Here is an 8,868-nt window from a genome sequence, read left to right on the forward strand (position 1 = left end):
TGGTTGCTACCAACCGGACCCCATCACAGGCAGGTTGCCCAACCGCGATTCGACAGCGTTTCGCGCATACCCGGGAAGATGTCGCCGTTAGCCAACGGAGTATTACAACTCGCACAACACAATCCGTACACAAAACAAAACCGACCGCCCTTCGCGAACAATTCGCGAAGGGCGGTCGGTTTTATATGTACGGAAAGCCCGATTCAGCGCACGGGCGCCGATGACTCCTTACGACTCCGCACCAGCAGCGGCAGCCGCAGCCGCGACGGCCGATTCGCCGCGCCGCCACGCACCACGTGCGGCTGACGCGCACCGACCAGTCGGTCGAATTCCCGTGCCCCGCCGAGCGGTTGACCCAACCGCCCCGCATTGAAGTCGTCCACCAGCTGCCGCACCGTCTGCTGCGCACACGACTTGTTGGTGCCGATGAACCCCGTCGGCCCGCGCTTGATCCAGCCGGTCACGTAGGCCCCCGGAACCACGGACCCACCCGCGGTTTCGAGCACCCGCCCGTCCAGGTTCGGAATGATGCCGCCGCGCTCGTCGAACGGCAGCCCCGGCAGCGCGACGCCGCGGTACCCGACCGAGGTCAGCACGAGCCCGGTCTCGAGCGTCTCGACCTCGCCGGTCGCCTGGGCCCGCAGCACGCCGTCGGCGTCCGCGACCAGCTCGTTGCGCGCCACCTCGACCCCGGTGACCCGGTCCACGCCGTTGATCGCCGTGGGCGCGGACAGGTACCGGAACACGATGCGCTTGCGCCCGCCGGTCGGCCGATCGGCCAGCCCGCGCAGCAGCTTCAGCTTCTGCTCCACCTTCTGCGGCATGTCCGGCGTGATCTCCGGGATCTCACCCTCGACCACGATGTCCACGTCCGCGCCGAGCAGTCCGACGAACTCCGGCACGGTGAACGCGGATTCGGCCGGACCACGGCGGCCGAGCACGACCACTTCCTCGATCTTGCTGCGCCGCAGTGCCGCCAGCGCCCGCGGGGCCACGTCGGTGTCGACGAGCAGTTCGGGATCGGTGGTCAGCAGACGCGCCACGTCCAGGGCGACGTTGCCGTTGCCGACGATGACGGCGCGTTTCTGCGACAGCTCGAAGTAGCGGCCGGCCTGATCGGGATGCCCGTTGTACCAGGCGACGAACTCGGTGGCCGAGACGCTGCCGGGCAGCCCCTCGCCGGGCACGCCGAGCTTGCGATCGCTGGACGCCCCGACGGCGTAGAGCACCGCGTGATGGTGCGCGATCAGATCGGAGTGCGAAACATGCTCCCCGACAGTCAGATTGAGGTACGAACCGAAGCCCGGCTGCGCCGAGATGACGTCGAACAGCTCGGCGACCTTGCGGGTCTTGGTGTGGTCCGGCGCCACGCCGAACCGCGCCAAACCGTAAGGGGTGCTGAGCTTGTCGATGACCGTGACCTGAACTCCGGCCTGGGTCAACAGTTCATCGGCCGCGTACATGGCCGAGGGCCCCGAGCCGACGATCGCCACCCGCAGCGGTTCGCGCCCGGGCTTGACCTCCGCCGCCGGAATCGGCCGCGCCAGCAGGGGCCGCGGGCGTTCCTCACGATAGAAGTCGCGATTGATCTCGATGAAGGGCAGCTGCTCGTCGGTCAGCTTCTTCGAGGAGACGATCGCGTCCACCGGGCACGCGGTCGCGCACGCCCCGCAGTCCACGCACGCCTTGGGGTCGACGTACAGCATCTCCGCCGTCCGGAAATCCGGCTCATCGGGCGTGGGATGGATGCAGTTGACCGGGCAGGCATAGACGCAGGAGGCGTCGCTGCAACAGGATTGGGTGACGACGTACGGCACTGTACGGTCCCTTGTCTACTCAGGCGGCCTTGCCGGAGCGGATGGGCTCCGAGCGGTAACGGGAGGCCGAGCCGGCGATTCCGAAGAGCTTCCACACGCGCTTGGCGACGGGGTTCATCAGACCGATCTCGTGCGCGAGGGCGCGGACGTCGATGAAGTAGTCGCTGAAGGCCTGCTTGGAGTCCTTCGAGTCGTAGAACAGCTCCTTGCGCACCTTGTCCGGCACGTCGAACTCGTCGAAGAACGCCTTGGGCGGGGTCACGATGGACCGGCCCAGGATGAACATGACGATCGGCATGGCGATGGACAGCACGAAGCGGCTGGGCAGCTTCTGCTCGGGCACGTGCTTCTTGAGGAACTCGTGCGCGAAGGAGATGTGGCGGGCTTCCTCGGCGACGTGAATCGCCATGACGCCGCGCATGATCGGGTGCACGTCCTCGCCGGAGCGCAGGATCTGCTTCTGGATGTGGTCGATCGGCTCCTCGCCGGCGAGCACGGCCATGAAGAACAGGTTGGGGAACAGCACCGCGACCGGGACCGCGATCTGGCGGAACTGGCGCACGAGCGGGCCCATGCCGGGCACGTCGATGCCGATGCGATTCACCATCTCCTGGAACATCAGGGTGTGGTTGATCTCTTCGGACATCTCGTGGCTGCAGTACCGGAACTCCGGGTCACCGTTGGCGAGGCCGAAAGTGTGGTTGATCATGCCGCTGATCAGGATCGACTCGAACTGCAGGCCGACCTTGGCCACGTTGGCCTGCCGGTACTTGCCGACAGCGATCTTGTCTTCCTCGCTCAGGGCGAGGTACCACGGGTGGCGGCCGATCGGGTCCGCGGACGCCGGCAACACCCAGCGCTCGGGCTTGGTGTCGACGTCGAAGTCCGGGTTCTCCCAGTCGATGTCCTCGTACGGGTCGAAGCTCTTGTTGACCGAGCCCTCGGACAGCAGCAGAAGTTTCGCCGCGTATTCGATAGCCTCGGCAACTACGGGGTCGTCGACGTGAGTCGTAGTCGGGGACATCATCGTCACCTCTCCGGTTGGCGTTTATCTGTTTCTAATGGTTACACCAAACCGGAGTAGCGTCAACACGTGCTAGCAAGATGCTTGCACGAGTTCGTCCCATGAGTGGGCTCATTACGGGCAAACCGGCCGGTAACCAGCCGGTCAACCCGTGGAAATGAAGTGTTTCAGAGTGCGGCGACCCGCGTGATCCGCCGGAAGAATCCGGTGATCGGACCGTGTCCGTGTGTAGCCGAATCCTGGGCCAGTACCGCCTGCCGGGCAGCTATGGCGGCGCCGTCGGCGATCGTGCGCTCCGGGTCGGGGGCCACCACGATCGGGCGGGCCAGCCGGGTGGAGAGCACCTCGGCAACCTCGCGCGGGCGGGCCGCGCCGCCGACCACCAGCACCCTGTCAACATCGGCCATCGTGACGTCGGCGATCCGCAGGCACTTGTAGACCAGGCGCAGGGACTGCTCGATGTGCTCGGTGCGCAGCGCGCCGGTGTCGTCCTCGGACTGCACGCGCGAGACCACCGGACCGCCCGGGCCGTGCCGCAGCCGCGAAGCCACCAGCCCGCCGAAGGCCCGGCCGCCGAAATCGGCCGAGTGCAGCGGCAATCCGACGATGGGATTGGCGGGCGCGCCCGCGCCGACCCGGACCAGGGTCACATCCAGCCCCGAGCCGCCCAGGTCGTAGACGAGCGCCAGACCCGGCATGAGCGGCCCGCGCTGGGCGCCCAGCCAGGTGGCCGCCGCGATCGGCTCGGCCATCAGTGCGACATGGTCGAGCCCGAAACTGTCGAGCGCGGACCGCAGGTCGGCCACCAGGTTCTCGGAGTACCCGGCCGGGTGAGTGACGGTGATGCCCGTATCGGGCCTGCCGCCCTGCCCCGCCGGCGCCTTCCCCAGCACCTCCTCGAGCACGCTGCCGACCACGGTGGCAACGAGATCCGCGGCCGAGAGCGCCCGGTGACCGACCCGCGCGACCGGCCCCCGCTGGGACAGATCGGCGAACTCGGTGATAACCCGCCCGTGTCGTGGAATGCGGCCGACCCGTGCGGTGCCGGAACTGTCGAAGGTGAGGGTGGTGCGCCAGGTGGTGGGTGGCGCGACGCGGCGGCCCGGAGGTTTCCTGCCCGCCCTGTCAGCGGCCGTCACGCAGACCGTATTGACCGTGCCGATACTCAAGCCCACACCGAACGCCATCACATCCACCTCGATCGACGAGTCGTGCACGCGGGGGCTCCGTCGTCAGCCGTCGTGACCCGACCCGGGTTTCATGCAACCCCCTGAGCCGGATGCTTGCCAACCACCGGACACGAGGTTGTCCGCACGTGCGCCTGCGAATGTCCGCAGGTGCGCCTGCCTGCGCCGCTTCTGTCCGAATGACCGTCGGGCGTTGCGGTCGCGAAATGTTTGCCGGTTGGCGAATGCCGTTGGACGGGAAGCGCCCCGCCTCGACTGATCGAGGCGGGGCGCGGGGTGCTGTCGCGAGGTTCCTTCGCGCGTCAGCGCTTCCAGAAGTCGCTGCCGAGGAACGCGTCCCAGGCTTCGGGCGCGAACCACAGCTCGGGACCGCCGGGGGTCTTCGAATCGCGGACGCCGACACGGCTATCCCCGAGGTAGACCTCGACGCACTCGTTGGCGTCCGCAGATCGACTGGATTTGAACCAGGTATGAATGGGCGGGTTCTCGCTCACGCCGCATACTCCTTCGCGATCTTCAGCACCAGTTGCCGGGTGCCTTCGTCACTCAACGCTACCTGCCGAATTCCTTTGATTGCCTGCCGGAATCGACCGATCACATCGTCGCGCTCGAGATAGAGCGCACCTTCCACCCCCTCGATGTAGATCACCGGCGGCTCAGTCAGCCCACCGATCGTCGGAGGGAAGTCGAGCAACGTGAAGGACTGGATCCGAAGGCCGGGGTGCATCCCGACGTCGTGCGGAACAACCCGGATCGAAACATTCCTCTTCTCGCTCAAGGCCGCCAGCCACTGCAACTGCTCGGACATGACCCGCGCTCCACCCGGCCGGTGCCGCAGAACGGACTCGGACAGCAGACAGTCGAGCCTCAACTCGCCCTCTGTCACACGGGATTGGCGGCGGGCGGCCAACTCCAACCGACGCTCAGTGTCCACCGCCGACAGGCCGGGCTGACTGGCTCGAATGAGCGCGCGCCTGTATTCGGGCGTCTGCACGATTCCGGGCATGAGAACCAGCTGGTGCGACGTCATGCGCTTCGCGCTCGCCTCCAGCTTGAGATAGTGATCGAACCATTGGTGGTACTGGTCGGCATACGACTGCCACCAACCTTTGTGCACACCTTGCTGTCTGGCATCCTTCGCAAGCCGCTTGACCTCATCCCACAGTGCCAGCGCCTCGTCTCGCTCCGAATTGTCCGCACCGTAGAAGTCCAACAACAACCTGATTTGAGGCGTCGACAGCTTCGTCGGCCTACCTTCCTCCATTCGCATGATGGTTTGCGGAGAGGTATCCACATTCAGTCCTGCTGCAAGCAAAGACTTTTCGGCGCGCTCTCGCAGCGTACGAAAAAACCGACCGAGCGCCCTTCTAGGTACCGTTGAGCTGGCCATTTCGTTAGCCTCGCTATCTGGGGATCGCTACCGTGGAACGTTCCACGGTGCCGCTCCATCAAGTTTGCCGGAACGGTTTCGTGAACGTTCCAGAAATGCGAATCTGGGTGTGCACAGCAGAAGAGCGCACGGCAGCAAGGGATTCCATTCGTCGCCGAGTCAGCGCCGAGGGAGATCAAATCCGCACATCGAGGGGGTACTCGAAATGCTCTGGGACACAGTGGCACTGCTCGCGATCACCGCGTTATGCCTTGCCGTATTCACGTGGGGCTGCTGGGGTTTGCATCAAGACGGCCGCGAGGGTGATGCCCGCCCTCTTCGGCTCGCGCTCTCGACCGGCGGATACCTCTACATCCCCGTCGCGAGCGGAGGGACACGATCGCCCCGGCGACGCCGGAATCGGCAACGCGGCGCACACCGTGCGTAATTCGCCGGATTCTCCCGAAGGGAGGAACGGATGACCGCCGTCTACTCGCGGATCAAGCACTGTCAGATGGTCGATTCCGACGAGCTGCGGACGATCAACGGGTTTCGGATCGCGATGTGGAGGCATCGCAACTGCGTTGCGGGCGAGGGTGTCTCGGCCCGCTCGTGCAGTGCCAAACAGCAACTGCTCGAGATCGCCCGCGCGGCGGGATGGGCTCGGGCCGAGGACGTTCCGATGGAGGGCGAGTCATGACCAATCCGTATTTCCACGTCGGGTCGGGTGAGTACCCGACGAGGGACAAGAGCGCGGGCGGGCACGGGGAGCCGTCGCCGTACGCCGCCTTCTCCGATCGCGATATCGAAAGGCTCCTGGAGACGCACGGGGACGAGTGCGAGCGGCAGGGGTGTGCGCTGCGCGCTCATCTGTGCAGGCTCCGGCGGCAGCGCGCCGGGGACGCCGAGGCATGAAAGACGCCGAGGCATGAAAAATGCCCCCGCCTCGATGGATTCGAGGCGGGGGCGTAGGTCGTACCAGCGACCGTCTGTGTTTACTTGGCGGGCGAGGACAGCAGCGACGAGCTCAGCACCGAGACCAGGCTGTAGGCCACGTTGATGAGATCGGACGCGACACCGTCCTGACCCATGATCATCTTGGCGAGCGGGCCGAGCAGTTTCACCGCGGTCTGCATGAGCGAGCCCATGGACTCGATATCCAGCACGTCGGTGGACTTCTCACCGGGCGTCTTCACGCCCGGATTGCTCTGCGCGCCAGGGCTTGCCGCACCCGGAGCCGCCGCACCCGGAGCCGCAGCGTTCGGGATCGCCGCCCCGGGAGCCGCCACGTTCGGGAGAAGCGGGTTCACCGCGGCCGGAGCCGCGAAGCCCGGCTTGATCGCGTCGGGATGCACCGGCGCGGGCGGGTTCGCCTTCAGCGGGGCCGCGATGGGACGCACCGCGGGGACCTGCTTGTCCGGAACCGGCAGCACCTGCTCGAGCTGCGGCGCGGGAGCCGGTTCGGCCGGAGCCGCCTGCGGTGCGGCGGGTTCCGCCGGAGCCGCCTGCGGGGCCGCCGGAGCGACCTGACCCGGAACCGCCGCCTGCGGCGCGACCGAAGCCTCCGGGGTGGCGCCCTGACCGGCCTTCGAATCCGCCCCGGGGGCCGGAACCGACTGCGGGTCAACCGTGCTCGACTCCTGGCTCGGAGCGGGCGCGGCCGGCTGCTCGGCCGGAGCCGCCTTGTCGGCCGGAGCCGGGGCGGCGGGCTGTTCGGCGGGCTTGTCCGCCGGAGCCGCGGGCTTGTCGGCCTGCGCGCCCGGCTTCTCCGCCTGCCCCGGGGCCTGCGGATCGACCTTGCGCTCATCCGAATTCGGCTGCGCCCCGGGGACCATGCCGAGCAGCTCGGACAGGCCCGGGATGTCCGGGAGTTCCGGCGGCACCCGCAGCGCGGGCTGCGCGGGCGGTGCGGCCGAGTCACCCACGACCTGATCGGTTGCCGTCGCCGGGACCGGCAGGTTCAGCAGGTACGACACGACACCGGTGGTGATGGTGACCGCGTGCCGCAACTGACCTTCGGGCGACTCGAGCAGTGCCGCGTCCTCGACATTGGCGCCGTTGCCCATTTCGAGGAAGACGTCCGGGACGGTGGTCAGCGCCGGACCGGCGACGTCGGCGCGCGTCTGCAGACCCTGGTCCGCGCCGTTGTAGGCGGCGACCGGGAATCCGGCCTGCACGTACGCGTCGCGCATGGCCCGGCTGGCTGCCAGGCCCGCACCCGACTGCACCTGCGTGACCTTCGCGTCCGGGACCGGCAGCTGCGGCACGATGAGGTGGAAGCCGCGAGCGTTGGCGGGCGCGCTGTCGGCGTGAATGCTGATCGCCACATCCGCGCCGGACTGGTTGGCGGCCTTGGCGCGGTCGTCCACGCACCCGCCCCACCCGGTGTCGTCGGGACGGCTCAGCACGACGCGCGCGCCGAGACCCTCGAGCGAAGTACGCACCAGTTGCGCGACATTCCAGTTCACGGTGTGCTCCGGAACGCCGTTCACGGTGGTCATGCCGCTGGTTTGGCACTCCTTTGTGCCACCGCGACCGTCGTCGACCTGACGGGCGACGTCCTGATTGTGGTTGGGGCCCTGATGACCGGGATCGAGAAAAACGGTCTTCCCAGCCAGCCGCTGCGGCAGCTCGGGCGTAACGGGTGAACCCTGGGCGACGGCGGGCACGAGCCCAGCCACCGTCGAGAATGCCGCGGCCGTGACGGCGGTGTAGAGACCGGCCTTGACCATGCTCGGCTTCATAACGGACGGCACTCCCGGGCGGGAGCGCCCCTCCCTTCCCACTAGTAACACCAAACCCAGCCATTCACTTTGGCAACGCCAGTCACCTACTAGCAAGCGTAGTAGTTGGCGCTTTTGTGCTGTTCGAGGCGATTTCCTCGAGAGATCCGCAGGACAGAATGCGATTCGGCAAGCGAGAGAAAAGCGGCCTCGGCGCGTCGCGTGGACACGCCGCTGAGGGCCAGGGTGAGGGCCAGGGGTACGGCGCCGGAGTTCGGCCGCTGGATCACCCGAACACGCGACGGGCAACCGGGCGCCCGAACTAACCGCGGCTCGCCTGGTCGGCGTCGGCGCTCTTGTCGAGGTATTTCGAAACCCGACCTCCGCGCCTGCACATTGGCCGGCCAAGGGTTCGCTCGGTGCCATATTCACTCGGAAACTTATCGCCGATTTGACCGAATTACGTTGTATGCCAATAGAATTGGGCTATTCATGCTCGCTATCAAGGCGTAGAATAGAGGCATGGATTCGAAGAAGGTACCCACCATCGCGACCAGTGCCAAAGCACTCGCCGCCGCGGTGGAGAACCTGCTCGAATTACCGATGTACTCAATGGCCGATGGCGAGGTCATCGAGGTTATGCAGGAGCTCGAAACCAGTTTCCGCAAGTTGGAGGCCGCGCTGCTGGCGGGCGCCGGCGGCAAGGACGACGGCGCCATGGTGCCGGTCGGCGTGGACGAGGCGTGCG

9 protein-coding genes are annotated in these 8,868 nt (G+C 66.9%); 3 read left to right on the plus strand and 6 right to left on the minus strand.

Features of this window, described 5'->3' with window-relative positions; translation table 11 throughout:
* Positions 1 to 203: 203 nt before the first annotated feature.
* The 5 genes from ACWDOP_RS18125 to ACWDOP_RS18145 form a co-directional block, all read right to left on the minus strand.
* The gene (locus ACWDOP_RS18125) at positions 204 to 1,817 is read right to left on the minus strand and encodes an FAD-dependent oxidoreductase (protein ID WP_456346009.1); all 1,614 of its coding nucleotides are present in this window, start codon (positions 1,815 to 1,817) and stop codon (positions 204 to 206) included.
* A gap of 19 nt (positions 1,818 to 1,836) precedes the next feature.
* Positions 1,837 to 2,844 carry an AurF N-oxygenase family protein gene (locus ACWDOP_RS18130; RefSeq protein WP_456346010.1) on the minus strand — a complete coding sequence of 336 codons (1,008 nt, stop codon included), beginning with the start codon at positions 2,842 to 2,844 and terminating at the stop codon, positions 1,837 to 1,839.
* A 164-nt stretch (positions 2,845 to 3,008) separates the two neighbouring features.
* Positions 3,009 to 4,058: an Hsp70 family protein gene (locus ACWDOP_RS18135; RefSeq protein WP_456346011.1), complete on the minus strand. Its 1,050-nt coding sequence runs from the start codon at positions 4,056 to 4,058 to the stop codon at positions 3,009 to 3,011.
* A gap of 272 nt (positions 4,059 to 4,330) precedes the next feature.
* Complete coding sequence (locus ACWDOP_RS18140) at positions 4,331 to 4,522, minus strand: DUF397 domain-containing protein (protein WP_454201289.1); 192 nt, start codon at positions 4,520 to 4,522, stop codon at positions 4,331 to 4,333.
* A complete protein-coding gene (locus tag ACWDOP_RS18145) occupies positions 4,519 to 5,418 on the minus strand; it encodes a helix-turn-helix domain-containing protein (RefSeq protein WP_456346012.1) in 900 nt (299 codons plus the stop codon). The genes ACWDOP_RS18140 and ACWDOP_RS18145 overlap by 4 nt, the downstream gene beginning before the upstream one ends.
* 457 nt (positions 5,419 to 5,875) lie before the next feature.
* Between ACWDOP_RS18145 and ACWDOP_RS18150 the strand changes: the two genes are divergently transcribed.
* Both ACWDOP_RS18150 and ACWDOP_RS18155 read left to right on the plus strand, forming a co-directional pair.
* A complete protein-coding gene (locus ACWDOP_RS18150; protein WP_454201291.1) occupies positions 5,876 to 6,097 on the plus strand; it encodes a hypothetical protein in 222 nt (73 codons plus the stop codon).
* On the plus strand, positions 6,094 to 6,312 hold the full coding sequence (locus ACWDOP_RS18155) for a hypothetical protein (protein WP_456346013.1): 219 nt from the start codon (positions 6,094 to 6,096) through the stop codon (positions 6,310 to 6,312). The genes ACWDOP_RS18150 and ACWDOP_RS18155 overlap by 4 nt, the downstream gene beginning before the upstream one ends.
* An 80-nt stretch (positions 6,313 to 6,392) precedes the next feature.
* On the opposite strand, the gene ACWDOP_RS18160 is transcribed toward ACWDOP_RS18155, so the two are convergent.
* The gene (locus ACWDOP_RS18160) at positions 6,393 to 8,129 is read right to left on the minus strand and encodes an N-acetylmuramoyl-L-alanine amidase (protein WP_456346014.1); all 1,737 of its coding nucleotides are present in this window, start codon (positions 8,127 to 8,129) and stop codon (positions 6,393 to 6,395) included.
* 513 nt (positions 8,130 to 8,642) lie between these two features.
* Between ACWDOP_RS18160 and ACWDOP_RS18165 the strand changes: the two genes are divergently transcribed.
* The coding region (locus ACWDOP_RS18165; RefSeq protein WP_456346015.1) for a hypothetical protein at positions 8,643 to 8,868 on the plus strand (226 nt) is incomplete at its 3' end.

The organism is Nocardia sp. NPDC003693, from assembly GCF_053981095.1.